16 protein-coding genes are annotated in these 17548 nt (G+C 36.7%); 5 read left to right on the top strand and 11 right to left on the bottom strand.

The annotated features are described in order from the left end of the window. Positions 1-16: 16 nt before the first annotated feature. From PEDSA_RS09665 to PEDSA_RS09645, 5 genes are all read right to left on the bottom strand, one after another. Positions 17-589: a MarC family protein gene (locus tag PEDSA_RS09665; RefSeq protein ID WP_013632974.1), complete on the bottom strand. Its 573-nt coding sequence runs from the start codon at positions 587-589 to the stop codon at positions 17-19. An 81-nt stretch (positions 590-670) separates the two neighbouring features. Further along, complete coding sequence (locus PEDSA_RS09660; RefSeq protein WP_013632973.1) at positions 671-2119, bottom strand: amino acid permease; 1449 nt, start codon at positions 2117-2119, stop codon at positions 671-673. 82 nt (positions 2120-2201) lie between these two features. Next, positions 2202-2888, bottom strand: coding sequence for a pseudouridine synthase (locus PEDSA_RS09655; protein WP_013632972.1), 687 nt, complete (start codon positions 2886-2888; stop codon positions 2202-2204). Positions 2889-2918: 30 nt separating this feature from the next. Further along, a complete protein-coding gene (locus PEDSA_RS09650) occupies positions 2919-4202 on the bottom strand; it encodes a dicarboxylate/amino acid:cation symporter (RefSeq protein WP_013632971.1) in 1284 nt (427 codons plus the stop codon). Positions 4203-4485: 283 nt separating this feature from the next. Beyond that, complete coding sequence (locus PEDSA_RS09645; RefSeq protein WP_013632970.1) at positions 4486-6693, bottom strand: sodium-translocating pyrophosphatase; 2208 nt, start codon at positions 6691-6693, stop codon at positions 4486-4488. A 182-nt stretch (positions 6694-6875) separates the two neighbouring features. On the opposite strand from PEDSA_RS09645, the gene PEDSA_RS09640 reads away from it, so the two are divergent. From PEDSA_RS09640 to PEDSA_RS09620, 5 genes are all read left to right on the top strand, one after another. Beyond that, positions 6876-7754, top strand: coding sequence for a carbon-nitrogen hydrolase (locus PEDSA_RS09640; protein WP_013632969.1), 879 nt, complete (start codon positions 6876-6878; stop codon positions 7752-7754). Positions 7755-7813: 59 nt separating this feature from the next. Continuing rightward, the gene (locus tag PEDSA_RS09635) at positions 7814-8167 is read left to right on the top strand and encodes a four helix bundle protein (protein ID WP_013632968.1); all 354 of its coding nucleotides are present in this window, start codon (positions 7814-7816) and stop codon (positions 8165-8167) included. Between the two features lies 1 nt (position 8168). Further along, the gene (locus tag PEDSA_RS09630) at positions 8169-9269 is read left to right on the top strand and encodes an agmatine deiminase family protein (RefSeq protein ID WP_013632967.1); all 1101 of its coding nucleotides are present in this window, start codon (positions 8169-8171) and stop codon (positions 9267-9269) included. Between the two features lie 245 nt (positions 9270-9514). Further along, on the top strand, positions 9515-10363 hold the full coding sequence (locus PEDSA_RS09625; RefSeq protein ID WP_013632966.1) for a hypothetical protein: 849 nt from the start codon (positions 9515-9517) through the stop codon (positions 10361-10363). 16 nt (positions 10364-10379) lie between these two features. Continuing rightward, positions 10380-11105 carry a hypothetical protein gene (locus tag PEDSA_RS09620; protein WP_013632965.1) on the top strand — a complete coding sequence of 242 codons (726 nt, stop codon included), beginning with the start codon at positions 10380-10382 and terminating at the stop codon, positions 11103-11105. Positions 11106-11253: 148 nt separating this feature from the next. On the opposite strand, the gene PEDSA_RS09615 is transcribed toward PEDSA_RS09620, so the two are convergent. The 6 genes from PEDSA_RS09615 to PEDSA_RS09590 all read right to left on the bottom strand — a co-directional run bounded on the left by PEDSA_RS09615 (position 11254) and on the right by PEDSA_RS09590 (position 17490). Then, complete coding sequence (locus PEDSA_RS09615; protein ID WP_013632964.1) at positions 11254-12534, bottom strand: bifunctional folylpolyglutamate synthase/dihydrofolate synthase; 1281 nt, start codon at positions 12532-12534, stop codon at positions 11254-11256. A 163-nt stretch (positions 12535-12697) separates the two neighbouring features. After that, positions 12698-13534 (bottom strand): hypothetical protein, encoded by an 837-nt coding sequence (locus PEDSA_RS09610; RefSeq protein WP_013632963.1) that lies wholly within the window; start codon positions 13532-13534, stop codon positions 12698-12700. A gap of 4 nt (positions 13535-13538) precedes the next feature. Then, complete coding sequence (locus PEDSA_RS09605; RefSeq protein ID WP_013632962.1) at positions 13539-13937, bottom strand: ExbD/TolR family protein; 399 nt, start codon at positions 13935-13937, stop codon at positions 13539-13541. Position 13938: 1 nt separating this feature from the next. After that, entirely contained in the window at positions 13939-14628 is a 690-nt protein-coding gene (locus PEDSA_RS09600; RefSeq protein ID WP_013632961.1) for a MotA/TolQ/ExbB proton channel family protein, read from the bottom strand. Between the two features lie 21 nt (positions 14629-14649). After that, positions 14650-15726: an HU domain-containing protein gene (locus PEDSA_RS09595; protein ID WP_013632960.1), complete on the bottom strand. Its 1077-nt coding sequence runs from the start codon at positions 15724-15726 to the stop codon at positions 14650-14652. 45 nt (positions 15727-15771) lie between these two features. Further along, positions 15772-17490, bottom strand: a complete 1719-nt coding sequence (locus PEDSA_RS09590; protein ID WP_013632959.1) for a TonB-dependent receptor — start codon at positions 17488-17490, stop codon at positions 15772-15774. Between the last annotated feature and the right edge of the window lie 58 nt (positions 17491-17548).

The raw sequence follows: 17548 nt of genomic DNA, 5'->3' as shown, positions 1-17548 counted from the left end.
AATAGATGCTTTTAAGCTACAGTCCGGTATTACTTCTAAACAGTTTTATAGCTATAGCTAAAAGAATTACTCCAAATGCTTTTCTTAGAACCTGTAAACCTACTACACCTAGCATACGTTCCAGTTTTTCTGTATTTTTTAATACAGTATAAACGAATAGCATATTTACGATAATGCCAATCATGATGTTTTGCAGTTGATATTCTGCCCGCAGAGAAAGGAGAGTAGTTAGCGAGCCCGCTCCTGCAATCAAAGGAAAAGCCAGTGGAACAATAGAGACAGTTTCAGGGATATCTTCTTTAAAAAAATTAATGCCTAACACCATTTCCATGGCTATAAAAAATATCACCAGAGACCCTGCTATTGCAAATGACGAGATATCCAACCCAATTATCTTTAGCATTTCTTCCCCTACAAAAAGAAAGGAAATCATAATAACAAGTGAAACTATGCTGGCTTTTTCGGATTGAATATGCCCGGCTTTTTTCCTTAACTCGATAATTACGGGTATTGATCCGAGAATATCTATTATGGCAAATAGAATCATCGTAACGGATAAAATCTCATTAAAGTTGAAAAATCCAGCCATAAGAATAGTTTTTTATAAAGATAACAAATAAAAAAGCCAAAGGATTTAACCTTTGGCTTCTTCTGTTGAAAAAAATGCAGGTTATTTATTGGTTATACTATTTCTTATTTTAGAATGTTTTCTGCTATAGAAAAAATAAATAATTATACCTATTGCCATCCAGATGATTAAACGCTCCCAGGTATGCCAAGGTAGTCCGTACATGAGATAAAGACAAACCAAGATACCTAAAATAGGGATATATGGGAATAATGGTGTTTTGAATGTTCTGGGTATTTCCGGATGGGTGTAACGTAGTACCAATATACCACCGCAAACAATAGCAAAGGCTAGTAATGTTCCTATAGAAACAAGTTCTCCAAGAAGATTTATTGGAGCTAATCCTCCAATAATCATTGCTACAAAACCGGTAATAATAGTAGTTACATAAGGAGTCTTAAATTTTGGATGCACTTTAGCAAAAGAGCTTGGTAGCAATCCGTCCTTAGACATAGAATAAAAAACCCGGGGTTGACCCATTAACATTACAAGAACAACAGAACTCAATCCTGCTATTGCGCCAATCTTAATAGGAAATCTCAACCAAAATAAATCTTCTCCAGCAGAATTGACAGCTACTGCAACCGGATCTGGGACATCTAAATTACTATAATGTACCATCCCTGTCATAACCCATCCAACCAGTACATATATTATTGTACATAGAAAGAGAGAACCTAAAATACCTTTGGGCATATCTTTTTGTGGATTTTTAGTTTCCTGAGCTGCTGTGGAAACAGCATCAAATCCAATATAAGCAAAGAAAATAATACCTGCTCCACGCAAAATTCCGTCGAATCCAAAGGCACCGGGACCCGTATTTTCTGGAATAAACGGAGTAAGATTCTCGGGCTTGATGTAAGAAATACCAAATCCAATGAAAAGGAAAATAACGAGTAGCTTAACGACAACGATGATGTTATTAAATTTAGTGGATTCTTTTATACCGATAGTAAGCAAAACGGTCACAAGAGCCACAATGAACATTGCTGGTAAATTTATTATTGCCCCGGTCGCGGTGAATACACCTGTTGAAGAGTCATAATTGAAAGGGGATTGAGCAATGTGAGGAGGGATTTGTATCCCGAAGTCTTTGAGAAAGCTGACAACATATCCGGACCAGCTTACAGAAACGGTTGATGCGGCAAACAAATACTCTAATATTAAGTCCCAGCCAATAATCCATGCGACAAATTCACCCATTGTTGCATATGCGTACGTATAGGCTGAACCTGCAACTGGAATCATTGATGCAAATTCCGAATAACAGAGTCCGGCGAGCGCACAGGCAAGTCCGGCCAGTAAAAATGATAATACTACTGCTGGTCCAGCATGTAAAGCCGCGGCTGTTCCGGTTAATGTAAATATTCCGGCTCCAATAATGGCTCCGATTCCTAAGGAAATAAGGTTGGCTGCGGAAAGGGTCCTTTTTAATTCCCCCTCACCGCTGCATTCGGCTCTTAACTGATCGATTGATTTTTTATAAAACATAAATGATTCCTCAATATCTTATCTAAGATAAAATCAAAAACCAATTTATGATATTTTTTTTACAATTTTCTAACAATTAATGTTATGGGATTTCGAATTTGAGTAGCTGTAGTGTTCTTGAAAATTCTGACTGGGGTATAGCTTGCAAATGAATTTTCTTTTTTGTGAAAGGATGTTCAAAGCTAAGTTCAGATGCATGAAGCATCATAGTATCCATTTGCCATTTTTCTTTGAAGAGTTTATTTTGTTTATTACAGCCATGAGGACGATCGCCGATAATAGGATGAAGGATGTGGGCAAAATGACGTCTTAGTTGGTGCATTCTCCCCGTTTCGGGTATTGCTTCTATAAGAGCGTAACGGGAAGTAGCATGTTTTCCAAAAGGCAGGTCGATTTCTGTCAAGGATAATGTTCTGAAATGAGTTACTGCATCTTGTAATTTGCCATCGTCTTTGGCTATAGGATAATCTATGGTCATCCTTTCCATAGTATGGCCTCTAACGATCGCAAGATATTTTTTCTGGACTAAGCCATTTTGAAACTGAGTCTGAAGATTTATTTCCGTTTCTTTATCTAAAGCAAATAAAAGTAAACCTCCGGTTTTTCTGTCCAGCCTATGACAAGGCCATACTGTTTGTCCAATCTGATCTCGTAAAATCTGTAATGCGAATTCTTCGGCGTCGCGCGCTATAGGAGATTGATGAACTAATAATCCGTGAGGTTTATTTACAGCAACAATATGTTCGTCCCGATATATGATTTCTAGCATGTAGTTACAAAAATAGGAATTTAAGTGTTTTTATCTCCTATTTAATGACTCGTCTAACTTCTCTTTATCTAACTGTCCTTCCCATTTAGCCACAACAACAGTAGCCACTGCATTTCCTGCTAAATTTGTTAATGCCCGACATTCAGACATAAATCGATCTACTCCAAGAATAAGTGTCATACCTGCTATCGGAACTTCTGGCACTACAGCCAAAGTAGCAGCAAGAGTTATGAATCCGGCACCAGTAACACCCGCTGCTCCTTTGGAGCTCAGCATAGCTACCAATAAAAGAACGACTTGCTGCTGAATGTTAAGTTCTATATTACAAGCCTGAGCAATAAATAAGGCTGCCATGGTCATATAGATATTTGTTCCGTCAAGATTAAATGAGTATCCGGTAGGAATTACCAATCCCACCACACTTTTAGAACAACCTACATTTTCCATTTTTTGCATTAACGAAGGTAATGCCGCTTCGGAAGAACTGGTACCTAAAACTAATAGTAGCTCGTCTTTGATATAGTTTAGTAATTTGAATATGCTGAAACCGTTGTACCTGGCTACAGCCCCCAATATCAAAACAACAAATAATATCGAAGTGAAGTAAAAAGTAAGAACAAGATAGGCAAGGTTAACTACTGCACTTATACCGTATTTTCCAATGGTAAAAGCCATTGCACCAAAAGCACCCAGAGGAGCCAACTTCATTAGTAGCTCGACTATTTTAAATACTGGATAAGACAGGGCCTGAAAAAAATCAATAACAGGTTTACTTTTTTCTGACGTTCGGGCCAATCCAACTCCAAATAGTATTGCAGCAAATAATACCTGAAGAATATTGTCACCGCTTAAGGGACTTATGAGTGTTTTCGGAATAACATTCATAACAAAACTCAAAAGAGAAGAGTGTTCTGCTTCAGAAATAAAATGGGTAACCTGATTTTTATCAAGTGTAGTAGGATCTATATTTAAACCTTTTCCAGGTTGTACAATGTTACTGACGAAGAGACCAACGATTAAGGCCAGTGTAGAGAAAGTAAGAAAATAAGCGAAAGATTTGCCCGCAACTCTGCCCACACTTTTCAAATCGTTCATTCCTGCTATTCCCATCGATACCGTGATAAATATTACAGGAGCAATAATCATCTTGACAAGATGAATGAATCCATCACCAAAGGGCTTCATCATTTCACCTGTTTCCGGATAAAAATACCCTAATGAAATACCAATGGCAATCGCTATTAATACTTGTACATAAAGAATTTGATAAAATTTTTTGGGTTTTTTAGGGCTTGGCGTATCTATTGAGTGCATATAACGGTTAATTTACCCCGAAAATACAGTTTTATATAATTTTTCAAAAAGATATATCGTCTTTTTAAAAAAATACAGATCTCTGAACTCTTATGATCCTTAACGATAGCCTGGAGACGGCTTATCACAGTAGTCTGTTTTTAATCTTAATATTTTAAAGAGATGGTTTTGAGTTACATGCCATTATTAAAATATAAGGAACGGCCTGTTATCTAATACAAAGAGCGTCAGTTTTTCTCTGCGCTCTTTGTGGATTCTTTTAAAAATTCCTGTTACAAAACGATTATTTGTTCTCCTTAACAGATGAATTGTTATAATTTAAACGTATTTCTGTTTTTACTAGGGGTTCGTCAACATGCTTTGCCAATTTATGGTCTGTAACAGCAATATGCGGAGCGATAATCAATGATACAATAGACATTAATTTAATCAAAATATTCATTGAGGGACCAGAAGTGTCTTTAAAAGGATCGCCAACTGTATCTCCTGTTACAGAAGCCTTGTGAGGCTCTGATTTTTTATAATGTGTTTCTCCATCAATAACAACCCCTTTTTCAAATGATTTTTTAGCGTTATCCCAGGCTCCGCCAGCGTTTGATTGGAACATTCCCATTAGCACACCGGATACTGTAACTCCTGCTAAAAGACCTCCTAAAACTTCGGGGCCAAATATAAACCCTACAACCACAGGTGTAATTAAAGCAATAGCTCCAGGTAACATCATTTCTCTAATAGATGCTTGTGTTGAAATGGCAACGCATTTTTCGTACTCAGGTCTGGCTTTATATTCCATAATACCGGGAATCTCCCTAAATTGACGTCTGACTTCATTGACCATATCCATAGCGGCTCTTCCCACAGCAGAAATACATAGAGATGAAAATATGAATGGAATCATTCCACCAACAAATAAGCCGGCCAAAACGTCGGCTTTATAAATATCAATTCTGTCTATCCCTGCAACGCCTACAAAAGCAGCAAAAAGAGCCAGTGAGGTTAAGGCTGCAGATGCAATAGCAAATCCTTTTCCCGTAGCGGCAGTTGTATTGCCAACAGCATCCAAATTATCTGTTCTTCCACGAACTTCATCCGGAAGCTGACTCATTTCAGCAATACCGCCGGCGTTATCTGCTATTGGACCAAATGCATCTATAGCCAATTGCATTGCGGTGGTAGCCATCATTCCCGCTGCAGCAATAGAAACTCCATAAAGACCGGCAAAATGATAGGATCCGTAAATCCCTCCTGCAAGAACAATCATCGGAAGCATAGTTGACTCCATTCCAACAGCTAAACCCCCAATAACATTTGTTGCATGTCCGGTAGAGGATTGTCTGATAATAGACTGAACAGGTCTTTTTCCTATCGAAGTATAATATTCTGTGATTATACTCATTAAAGCACCAACAATTAATCCGACAATTATCGATAAGAAAACGTCAGTGGATGTAAAATCGTAACCTCTAATAGACATAGACTGAGGTAATAACCATTTTACGGCAAAGAATGAAGCGATAGCAGTTAAAATAATAGACGACCAGTTTCCGAGGTTAAGTGCAGCCTGAACACTGTCGGTTTCATTTTTGATTTTTACGAATAGCGTACCTATTATGGAGAATAATAATCCCAAACCTGCAATTAACATTGGTAATAAAATCGGAGCGATACCTCCAAAATTATCAAGGGAAACAATTTCGCGACCCAGAACCATTGTAGCAAGAATTGTTGCAACATAAGAGCCAAATAAATCGGCACCCATGCCGGCAACGTCTCCTACATTGTCACCAACATTATCAGCTATAGTCGCTGGATTTCTTACGTCATCTTCCGGAATACCAGCTTCTACTTTTCCAACCAAATCAGCCCCGACATCTGCGGCTTTCGTGTAGATACCACCGCCAACACGAGCAAATAAGGCAATAGATTCGGCGCCTAAGGAGAAACCGGCTAATACTTCCAGTGCGGTTTCCATTTCTTTTCCGTTTACACTGGCACCCTGACTGGTAACAAACAGAACATAAAATACAATAAAAAGCGATCCTAGCCCTAAAATAGCTAATCCGGCGACTCCTAATCCCATTACGCTACCACCAGTAAAGGATACCTGTAAAGCTTTAGCCAGACTTGAACGAGCGGCTTGTGTTGTCCTTACATTGGATTTCGTGGCTATATTCATTCCAATATATCCTGCAAAAGCAGATGTTATTGCCCCTATGATAAAGGAAATAGCAATAAGGGGACTGGAGGTACCTACCAGCGTACCGGAATAAGCCAGGATAATAGCGGCAATAATTGCAAAGTAGGATAATATTTTCCATTCCGCTTTTAAAAATGCCATAGCGCCATCGGCAATATAGCCGGCGAGCCTGTTCATGTTATCGTCTCCAGTTGGTTGTTTGTTAATCCAGATAGTTTTGGATACCATAACAAGGATACCTATTAGTCCTAGAACAGGGATGATGTAGATTAAATTGTTTTGTAAGAAGTCCATAAACGGGAAAATATTGGTTTATAAAGAGTTAAATTTTATTCAAGTTAAAGAATGACTTTCTCTTTTACAAGAATCTGTGCATAAAAATAACAGATGAGGGAAATCACATTCTGATGAACAAATGACGGCTATAATGTTTTATTATATTAATTTTGCAGCTCATTTTTAATTAGAATACTCAAATGGGGAAAAATGTTAAGGTAGGCCTGGTACAAAACACTTGTACGGCTAACAAAGCAGAGAATTTGCAGAAAGCTATTGAAAGCATTAGAGTTGCCGCTTCGAAAGGTGCACAAATTATATGTTTGCAAGAACTTTTTACATCATTATATTTCTGTGATGTGGAAGATTACGCAAATTTCGATTTAGCAGAATCCATCCCGGGTCCATCTACCGATGCATTAAGTGCTGTCGCTAAGGAATTAGGAGTAGTAATTATTGCTTCTCTTTTCGAGAAGAGAGCGCAAGGTCTATATCACAATACTACAGCGATATTAGATGCAGATGGAAGCTATCTGGGGAAATATAGAAAAATGCATATTCCTGACGATCCTGCTTTCTACGAGAAATTCTATTTTACACCCGGAGATTTAGGTTATAAAGTTTTCCAAACCAAATTCGCGAAAATAGGCGTATTAATCTGTTGGGACCAATGGTATCCTGAGGCTTCCCGTATCACCGCTTTAATGGGGGCCGAGATTTTATTTTATCCAACGGCAATAGGTTGGGCCACAGATCAGGATGAGGAAACTAATAAGGATCAATATAATGCATGGCAGACTATTCAACGTTCGCATGCGGTTGCTAATGGCGTTCCAGTAGTAAGTGTAAACCGCGTAGGCTTTGAACAAGACGGTGCAATGAAGTTCTGGGGAGGTAGTTTTGCAACAAATGCTCAAGGAAAATTATTATACTTAGCTTCTCATGATAATGAAGAAATTAAAGTTGTAGATTTAGATCTGTCAGAATCTGATTTTTTCCGTAAACACTGGCCTTTCTTAAGGGATCGCCGTATAGATTCTTATCAGCCTATTACGAAGAGATTTATTGATGAAGAATAATTAGTCCGAAGTCGGAAGACTGAGGACGGAAGTCTTAAGATCTAAAATCTTACTATAGAATGGCATTTAAGTTTGAAAGTTTAAAGGTCTGGCAACAAGCAATTGATTTAGCTGTATCGGTGGACTTAGCTACTAAAGATTTTCCTAAAGAAGAACTTTATGTATTGGCATCTCAATTGAAACGCGCAGCAGATTCCGTTTCTCTCAATATTGCGGAAGGGAGTACTGGTCAATCGAATGCAGAGTTTTCCAGATTTCTTACTTATTCCATTCGATCAAATATAGAAGTAGTAGGATGCTTACATTTAGCAATAAAAAGGAGTATAATGCATCAAGATACATTTGATGCTATTTATAAGCAATGCGAGGGAATACATTTTATGTTAATCGCATTAAAAAAATCATTAAAATAACATGTCAGATAATAATAGCTTATCATCGTCAGACTCTGGGCTCCGGACCTCGGACTTCGGACTTCAATCTCCAAAACAATTAGGTTATCACTTTCCTCCAGAGTGGGCTAAACATGAGGCTACATGGTTAAGTTGGCCACACAAGGAAGCTAGCTGGCCTGGTAAAATTGATACAATATACAAGCCTTACGCAGAATTTATCAAATACTTGTCTTTAACAGAGAAAGTAAGAATAAATGTGCGTGATGAACAAATGAAGGCATTTGCTTTAAAACACATAGAAGCGGCGGGAGCAGATTTGTCTAAGGTCGAATTCTTCTTTCATCCCACAAATGATGCCTGGTGCAGAGACCATGGGCCGGCGTTTTTAATCAATCCCAATGCAGAAATTAAAAAGGTAATTGTAGACTGGGGATTTAATGCCTGGGGAGGCAAATATCCGCCTTTCGATTTGGACGACGTTATTCCCACTAAAATTGGTCAGCATTTTAATATTCCTGTTTTTAATCCGGGAATTATTATGGAAGGCGGATCGGTTGAATTTAACGGTGCCGGAACTATTCTGACATCCAGAAGCTGTTTATTGAATGAAAATAGAAATGCGCACCTTAATCAGGATCAGGTAGAAAAATATCTCAGAGACTTTTACGGAACGGAGCAGATTCTTTGGGTTAGTGATGGCATTGTCGGCGATGATACAGACGGACATATAGACGATACCATACGTTTTGTGAATGAAGATACTGTGCTAACTGTTATAGAAGAAAATAAGAACGATGAAAATTATGAGCTTTTACAAACTAATTTAAGAGAATTGCAGGAAATGCGTCTTTTAAATGGTAAGCAACTTAATATAGTAGAATTGCCTATGCCAGATCCGGTAATTTACGATGATTGCAGATTACCGGCTTCATATGCAAATTATTATATCAGTAACGGACACGTTATTGTACCTACCTACAGATGCGATAAAGACCAGAAAGCTTTAGATATAATTGCCGAGTATCATCCAGATAGGGAAGTAGTTGGTATTGATTCAACAGACATTATATGGGGGTTGGGAAGCTTTCACTGCTTAAGCCAGCAAGAACCTTCAATCTAAATCCAGATTTGTTATTGCAAAGCTGCCTGTTATATTTCCCGAAAACATAACAGGCAGTTTAATCATCTAGCTAATCCCATTTAGAGCTAAGATGAAAATATTCCCTTTATAGCGGTTATTACATAGAATTACAAGTATTCTCGAATTTATTATTTGTTATAAATTGTATTTATCGGTTTTTTAATTAATTTAAAGTTGTTTTAAGTTAATATTTATATATTTACTAATAATCAATTATAACCTAAATGCGTAAAATTATACTTGCTGTCTGTGCGATATTTATGTTTTCTTGTCGCCAGGATGATTCAGTAATGACACCTGTTGGTATTGGCAGTGGAAACGGAGCTCACTGTTTGATTACAAAATATACCTATTCGGACGGAGAAATACGAAGTATAAAGTATGATGAAAATTCCATGTTAATAGAAGATATTTCTTCAGAAGGAGAGTCACATTATCTAACCAAGGAAAACCCAAAACAATTCTTGTATTTTAAAGGAAGAAAATCGTCCGACAAAAAAATGGTTAGCCGTATTTACATGACGGATTTTGGAAGTGTGCAGAAAGAGGTCGCAGTACATATAGATGTTGACGGAAAAACAATTATCGAAGATGCCAATCAGGTAGATATTTATCATTATAACGATAAAAAATTATTAACCAGAATTGAAAAAGGATATGGGGATGATAAAGGAATCATCGATCTAACCTATGATAATAAAGATAGGTTAAACCATGCAGTCATAAAGGATCCCGCATCGGGTTTTGTTTTGTTTGAATTTACCAATTTTAAATACCTGGATCGTAAAAAGGAGGATAATTTTTGTGATTTAGGATTTACTGACTCCTATAATTTGAATCTCATTCCATGTCTTCGAAATGCATATATGACTTCCTACACTTTAAAAACAATGCCTGATTTGGGAGAGATAGACCTAGGGGAAATTGGAATAGAAATAGGAATAGGTCTGGATGCGGTTTACACAAATGACTTTAAGTTTGATGGTAGTAAACTCACTAGTATAAGATCTACTCTCACAGCAATGGGGCAACAAGACAGTGGTACAGCCAATGTAGAAGTTTCCTGTAAATAACTTTTTAACTAGTCTTATGTTTAAATTATACGCAGTCGTTATACTTACATTCTTATTTCTTGGCTTAAATATAAGCCATACATATTCTCAAATTGTAATTAATGGGCCAAGACCTATAAATCTTTATAATCAAGGTGGGGGAGAATTCTATGTTAGTCTTTCTTACGGTTATAATTTTTGGAAAGACGGAAAACAGAAAAAGTTTAAGGGATATTCTTCATCGATGTCTGATTTTAGTATAGTTAATGATTTTGTTTCGTTCGACAAATTTGATTACAGTTCCGGGCTGTTCTTAGGTTTTGAAAAAGGAATAACAGACCGCTTTTCACTGAAAGGGCATTTATTCTACGCTAGCATGTTGAGTGGGCTTTCTACGCGAACAGATTTGGCGATTCCTGACAATAAATCAAAATTTTTTCAAATGTCTGCTTATTCCTCGCTTTCTTTGACAAAAGATAGAGGAAAGATATTGAGCTTCCAATGGTTAATTGGTCCCGAAATTATATATGCCCAAAAAGATTTAATTATCAAAGAATATATGGAAACTTCAGAATCAGAAGCCGTAGATTATCATTACAAAGAATCTGTTATGGAAGTTTCTCTTGTAACCGGTTTAGGAGCTTCCATTAGAGTCATGGAAAAATTATCTTTGTTTTCTGATGGACTGATTGGAATTTCTTTACCTGGAAAAGGTATAAAAGTATCAAGCCATAATATAGGATTAAAGTATAGAATTAACTAGTGCCCTGTCAACCACATTTTGTCAGGCTTCCCGACTTGTCGGGATCGAAGCCTCTGGGAATGACCCTTCGAGAACCTCAGAGCTTGCCCCGCCCAACGGGAGTTGCAAACGCATATGACATTTTATCGTTGATACGACACTAGAAATATTAAACTATTTCGGCAACTACAAAAGTACTTCCACCTACAAATACCAGATCATCTGGTTTTGCATTATTTTTAGCAGTCTCCAGCGCTTTCTGTATGCTGTCGTAGTGATTTCCCTCAAGTCCGTAAATCGCGGCTTCAGCAGCCAGTTCTGAGGGATTTTTTGCCCGCTCGAAATCTGGAGCGCAGAAGTAATAAATTGCCTGTTTAGGAAGCAGTTGCAAAACTTTGGAAATATCTTTATCCTTTACCATACCTAACACCATGTGCAATTGTTTATGCGGTGTTATGGCGATATTTTTTAATACTTCCTTAATTCCGTCCTCGTTATGTCCGGTATCGCAAATTACCAAAGGGTTTTTCTGTAAGGTTTGCCATCTACCCATCAGCCCGGTTAACCCTTTTACATCTTTTAGTGCTGTTTTGACATGACTTTCAGAAATAATAAAACCCTTTTTTCTGAGCTCATCAACAGATGCGAGAACTGTTTTTATATTCTTCAATTGATATAAGCCTGTTAAATCCAGTTCGAGATTGTCGGACTCAGTTCCCTTATCTACTTTAACCGAGATAGTAGAAGAATGACCTTCAATAAACTCGGTTTTGAATATGTCCTGTGCAAAATAGATCGGGCTGTGTTCCTGCTCAGCTTTTTCTTTAAATACAGGTAAGGTTTCCGGTAAATATTCACCAATTACTACCGGAGTTCCTTTTTTAATTATTCCCGCCTTTTCGAATGCAATCTTATCTAATGTATCTCCCAAAATCTGCATGTGGTCAAAACCGATATTGGTGATAACCGATAATTCAGGTAAGATAATATTCGTGGAATCCAGACGGCCGCCTAAACCTACTTCTATTACTGCAATATCAACTTGTTCTTTTGCAAAGTGATCAAAAGCCATTGCGACCGTAACTTCAAAAAAAGAAGGTTCAATAGTTTCAATATATGGTTTATTCTCATCAACAAAACGAATCACTGCTTCTTCAGAAATCATTTCTCCGTTTACTTTTATACGCTCACGAAAATCCTTTAGATGAGGAGAAGTATATAAGCCGGTCCTGTATCCGGCAGTTTGGAGGATGGCGGCTATCATATGAGATGTAGATCCTTTGCCATTCGTTCCGCCTACATGTATAGATTTGAATTTTAAATGAGGATTGTCTAATGCCCGACAGAATGCTGCGGTATTGGTAATGTCCTTTTTTATAGCAGATGCACCTATTTTGGTAAACATGGGTAATCTGCTATATAGATATTTTATGGTGTCCTGGTAGGCCATTTTAGCTGAATATTGAGTTCACTGTTTCATTAAGTTCATTAGTAAGTATTTCGTACGAAGCTGCCGACTATTGACCATCGACTATGAACAATTAAACATAGGTATTCTAACTGTCAACTAAAAAATGTGTGTTCCTAGTATCTCCGTGGTTAAAAAAATTGTTCTACTTCACCTTAAAATTAAAAGTGATATATCCAATTTGAGTATCCGGAGCTGAATCTAATGTATTAAATCTTGAACCTAAGGCAGCTCTTTCACATTTATCCCAAAGGTCATTATCAGTTAGTGTTGTACCTCTCGCACCAGCTTTGGCGGCAATTACATTTCCATTTTTATCCACCCTGATTTCTACTACAACTTTTCCCGATTTTTGTCCGTCATCCTTAATAACCGGAGAAGCCACGAATCTTCTGCTGGCAATTGAAAGCGCTACACCACCATTTCCAGATCCTGTACCATCATAATTGTTAGCTAATGGATCACCTAATACTTTTCCCTGATTACCGGCTTCGTCACCAGTACCATCACCTTGTCCTGTACCCTGACTCTTTTTACCTTTATAAAGTGCATTCTGATTAACAACCGGTTTGCTTTCTTTAGTTTCGGTATTTTGGGTAGGGGCTGTATTTGTTTTAGTTTCTGTTTTTGTATTTACGGCAGGAGCATCCTGAAAATCCTGAGTGACAATTTTATTGTCAGCAGTTTGATTTACCGTCTTTTGCGGAGTTACGTCTGCATCCGGAGTGATCTTATCAGGAGCAGTTTGGTTAGCATTAGGATCAGAAGAAGGTTCTTCAACACTCATGTAGTCGTCACCCATTCCTATATCAGAAGTACCGTAATTTACAATAATACCTCCTGTACCAACCTCTTCCAAAGGTTCTGCTCTGTTGATAATATAGAAAATGCTTAATATTAAAAAGCCTCCCAAAAGCGCAATAGAAATAGCTATCGCCTTTGGATAATTGTTATCGGGGCTTGATTTTAATAAGTTAATCATTATTCTACTCTTTTGTCTCAGTTGCCAAAACCAATTTCACCCTCAATTTATTAGCTATATCCGTCAGATTTACGATGTTTTCAATAGCAATAGATCTGTCAGCATATAAAATAATCGTCAGCTCAGGATTAGCCTGCTGATAAGGTAATATCTTTTGTTCTAACGCTTCGAAAGGAACCGGTTCTTTTTCCACATAATATTTCAGATCCTTTGTGATAGAAACATTTATTGTCTTTTGAGGCACTGACTGTCCTGAACTTGAACGTGGCAGAAATAATTTAACCACATTGGGGTTGACAACAGCAGAAGCCAGCAAAAAGAAAAGCAGCAAGAAGAACATAATGTCGTTTAAGGCGTCAGTATGTACTCTTACCTGAGGTCTTTGTCTTTTTCTAAAGTTCATTTTATCTTCCCGGTTCTTCTAATAAATCAATAAACTCAATAGAATCTGTTTCCATTTTTAAGATAACTTTATCAATCATCATCATTAAAATATTATAGAAAACATATGATACAATACCTATAATCAATCCCGTAGCGGAAGAAATCATTTTTACATATAAACCACCAGAAATTGTTCCAATTTCGATAATTCCTTTTACAGAAACATCGTGGAAGATAGTGATCACCCCTATAATTGTACCAACGAACCCAAGCATCGGAGCGATACCTGCAATGATACCCAAAATACCTACGTTTTTCTCTAATTTAGAAACCTCAAGTTTACCTACATTTTCAATAGAACCTTCGATTTCTTTAATAGGTCTCCCAACTCTTAATAAACCTTTTTGTAGCATTCTGCCTAAAGGACTATTACTACTTTTACAGATTGCAATAGCTGAGTCAAGATTACCGGTCTTGATACTTGATTTTACCTGTAAAATCAATTGACTTTCGTCTTTAGAGGCTTTTTTAATAGTTAAATAACGTTCGAAGAAAATGATAAGGCCTAATAATGCTAACAAAGTTAAAGGAATCATCACCCATCCTCCCTTGGACAAAAGCTCAAATAAACTTAATTCTTGTTGAGGAACCTCTTGTTGCATCGCCTGGATGGTGTTCGAAAATGTATCAACAGTATCTTGTAGAAACATAATTATTATTCTTGATTTTAATTAATTTAATGATTTAAAGGGTTTTATGAAAGCCTCAGGATTTAATTCTTCTCTGATTCTTCTCAGTTCTTTTTCCGCGTCTTCCTTGGAATATAATGTTGCTGCACTAATTTTTATCATCAATCCTCCCGCATCATCAACAATATGGGCATCAATACCATTAGCCCTTAGCTTTTTCAGTTCACTTAATGCCTTGGCCTCTGTTCTCCATGCACTTATTATTATTTCATAACGAATTCCATTAGGATTTGGTACAGTACGTTTCTGAATACTAATATCGGCAGAATCTTTAAGCTTTTCAGCTTCAAATCCCTGATTAGCTAGTTCCGTTTCTATATTTTGGTTATATATAGAATCGGCAATCTGTTTATCCAGGCTGTCGGAATCAATTTTTACAACAGTCGGCGGCGCAGTATTTATTTTCTGGTCAGGGTTTAATTGCTTCCAGACATTATCAACAATCTGCGGATTGAATTGATAAAAAGCAAAACCTCCAAGACCTAAAATAATCAGTATTAAAAATGAAAATAACCAGATTTTCGATTTAGATTCAGATACAACAGGTTCAGATTCACTCTCCATTGATACACTTAAAGCCTGTTCAGCTAATGAAAATCCCTGGTTTGTATTTACATACGGTGTCGTTGCAATAACTGAGACTGATTCCGGTATTAAAACAGGTTTAGGTTCTTCTTTAGGTAAGTCCAGTACAGGTAAACCAAAGAAAGAACTGTTAAAATTATGCTGATCTAAAGTTTTTTCGAAAACAATAACATCACCTTTCCTTTTTAAGTTTCCCAGGTCTTTCAGATAGAATTCTCCGGACTTAGAGATAGATTCCTTTGCTTTATCTGTTAATGAAGTAATAAAATTGACTTCAGCTTCGGAATAAGATGATTGATCTGCCCTCTCAATTAAGTTATAGCTAAAAGAGATATCTTCTTTAGGAGGATAAAAGCTATTTCTATTTTCATCAAAAAATCCCTCTGTCCTTTTTTTATAGAACGCACCAATACCGGGTAAAATTACCCGATTATTTTTTTCTATAAGCGCTCTCAGATTTAAGGGGATTTCCATTTTGTGCGTAAAAATAGCTTTTTTATATAACGAAAAAAAATGCTTTTAAAATCCGTAACTGATACCACCAAGAATGTTAAATCCGTAACTAGGATAATACAAATATCTTTGATAATCCGAATTGAACAGGTTATTTACTCTTAAAAATGCACTAATCCGTTTATTATAAAGATATTCTGCACCAACACCAAGGTCTGCAAATGACTTTAATGTCTTGATATTTCCAATCAAAGGAGCTGGAACCGTAGAAGATGTTGGATCTGGTTCATACAACTTTGCTTTTGTAGGGCCTTGAAAATATAAATCAGCATCTAACTTCACCTTCTTAGCTATTTTAAAAGAAGCATTAGTAGTCAATTTAGCAGAAGGATGTTGCCATGCATTCAGCTCATGTTTCAGTGTGTACTGATTCAGCTCCAGTTTACTGTCAATTCTGGCAATGTCAGAAAATTTGATGTTAAGTTCACCGGTAATGCCAAATACACTGGTATTGCCCGATTCATATTCCAGATTGAAAGTTTCCCTACGCGTAGTATCGTTTACGAAATAGGCGAAATTATCTATATTTTTATAGCTGATATAAGCTTTGTATCCAATATTTGCAGCGAGTGTCCCCTTAATACCTCCCGAAATATTGAATTTTTCAATCTGATTTCTGATATCAATATTTTCATTGATGAAAGGATTTACATAGCTTAAATCTTTCAACCTGGTTTTATTTACATTACCATCAAGTTTCGCAAATAATCCAAGATAATTCTTTACCAATGAAAAATCTATACTGGCATTAGGGAAAAGATTCGAATTGGAATTCGTTCCGAATTCTGCAATATAGTTGATTCCCGCCGTAAGTTTAAATTTCTCTCCATCCAACTTAATAAAAGGGTTGACTTTAAAAATATGATTGTCTAAAGAGTAAGCAAAATCTTTACTAGTAGTGAAATCCAATAAACCGTTTGCACCTATTTGGAATTTGTTAAGGTTTTTACTTAAACCACCTGAAAGTGCGACACCTGTTTCTTTTCCTTCGAAGATATTGTTGAATATATAGCCGTTTATTTTAGCTGCATATGCAAACTTATCCATGTCATTAGGGTCAATTCGGTTGTAAATTAAGCCATCTCCTTCAAAAAGATTAAATCTTTGTTTTTTAGGGTCTAAATTAAAATTGGCATCTTCAGGGTTTACACCATAAAAATAATTGCTTCGACGGTTATAGTTCAACTTTCCGTCCAGCACAATATTATCGCCAATACTTCTTCCATAAGCACCAATCGATTGCTCGGACATCTTTTGCTTATTTAAAGTACCATTACTATTGGCCCAATGGTTAAAGTTAAACCCAGCTTGTAATGCCTCGTCTCTATCTGTTCCAATATGTAGTGCACCCAGTGTACTGCCAAGATTTCCCATACCGAACTTAGCAAAGTTATTGTACAGGGTTTCTTCGTCTTGCTTTATCAGTTTTTGAGCTTCTAATGCGCCAATTTCCGAATCCAGCTCTAACTTTTTATCTATAGGATTGTATTTTACTTTCGGATTGAATACCTTCTTTTCATTAAGATCAGGATTTCTTCTAATCTTTACCGCATCTGCAAGAATAGGTTTGTAAGATCTAACCACTTCAACTTCTTCCGTAACTGCTGCTTTTGGTTTTTCTTCCTGTGGTTTCTTTTCCTCTGTTTTTACCTGTGCAAATAAAGAAGTATTTACACCTAGTAAGCACAATAATAAGTAACGATTTAAATTATATGATAGTTTCATCTGTTTTTCGTTTTTTTATCTGTTTCCTATTTGTCCGGAGAACCTATAAAATTTTTCT

The organism is Pseudopedobacter saltans DSM 12145, assembly GCF_000190735.1.
GTDB lineage: Bacteria > Bacteroidota > Bacteroidia > Sphingobacteriales > Sphingobacteriaceae > Pseudopedobacter > Pseudopedobacter saltans.
Note: the sequence above shows the minus strand (reverse complement) of the source record. Positions and strands in the feature narration are given on the sequence as shown.

Bases quoted from the DNA above. Each gene is read 5' to 3' on its own strand.
- PEDSA_RS09635 (WP_013632968.1), top strand. From the start codon at position 7,814: ATGGCATTTAAGTTTGAAAGTTTAAAGGTCTGGCAACAAGCAATTGAT.
- PEDSA_RS09630 (WP_013632967.1), top strand. From the start codon at position 8,169: ATGTCAGATAATAATAGCTTATCATCGTCAGACTCTGGGCTCCGGACC.
- PEDSA_RS09600 (WP_013632961.1), bottom strand. From the start codon at position 14,628: ATGTTTCTACAAGATACTGTTGATACATTTTCGAACACCATCCAGGCG.
- PEDSA_RS09605 (WP_013632962.1), bottom strand. From the start codon at position 13,937: ATGAACTTTAGAAAAAGACAAAGACCTCAGGTAAGAGTACATACTGAC.
- PEDSA_RS09640 (WP_013632969.1), top strand. From the start codon at position 6,876: ATGGGGAAAAATGTTAAGGTAGGCCTGGTACAAAACACTTGTACGGCT.
- PEDSA_RS09650 (WP_013632971.1), bottom strand. From the start codon at position 4,202: ATGCACTCAATAGATACGCCAAGCCCTAAAAAACCCAAAAAATTTTAT.
- PEDSA_RS09615 (WP_013632964.1), bottom strand. From the start codon at position 12,534: ATGGCCTACCAGGACACCATAAAATATCTATATAGCAGATTACCCATG.
- PEDSA_RS09590 (WP_013632959.1), bottom strand. From the start codon at position 17,490: ATGAAACTATCATATAATTTAAATCGTTACTTATTATTGTGCTTACTA.
- PEDSA_RS09625 (WP_013632966.1), top strand. From the start codon at position 9,515: ATGCGTAAAATTATACTTGCTGTCTGTGCGATATTTATGTTTTCTTGT.
- PEDSA_RS09660 (WP_013632973.1), bottom strand. From the start codon at position 2,119: ATGTTTTATAAAAAATCAATCGATCAGTTAAGAGCCGAATGCAGCGGT.
- PEDSA_RS09645 (WP_013632970.1), bottom strand. From the start codon at position 6,693: ATGGACTTCTTACAAAACAATTTAATCTACATCATCCCTGTTCTAGGA.
- PEDSA_RS09610 (WP_013632963.1), bottom strand. From the start codon at position 13,534: ATGATTAACTTATTAAAATCAAGCCCCGATAACAATTATCCAAAGGCG.
- PEDSA_RS09620 (WP_013632965.1), top strand. From the start codon at position 10,380: ATGTTTAAATTATACGCAGTCGTTATACTTACATTCTTATTTCTTGGC.
- PEDSA_RS09665 (WP_013632974.1), bottom strand. From the start codon at position 589: ATGGCTGGATTTTTCAACTTTAATGAGATTTTATCCGTTACGATGATT.
- PEDSA_RS09595 (WP_013632960.1), bottom strand. From the start codon at position 15,726: ATGGAAATCCCCTTAAATCTGAGAGCGCTTATAGAAAAAAATAATCGG.
- PEDSA_RS09655 (WP_013632972.1), bottom strand. From the start codon at position 2,888: ATGCTAGAAATCATATATCGGGACGAACATATTGTTGCTGTAAATAAA.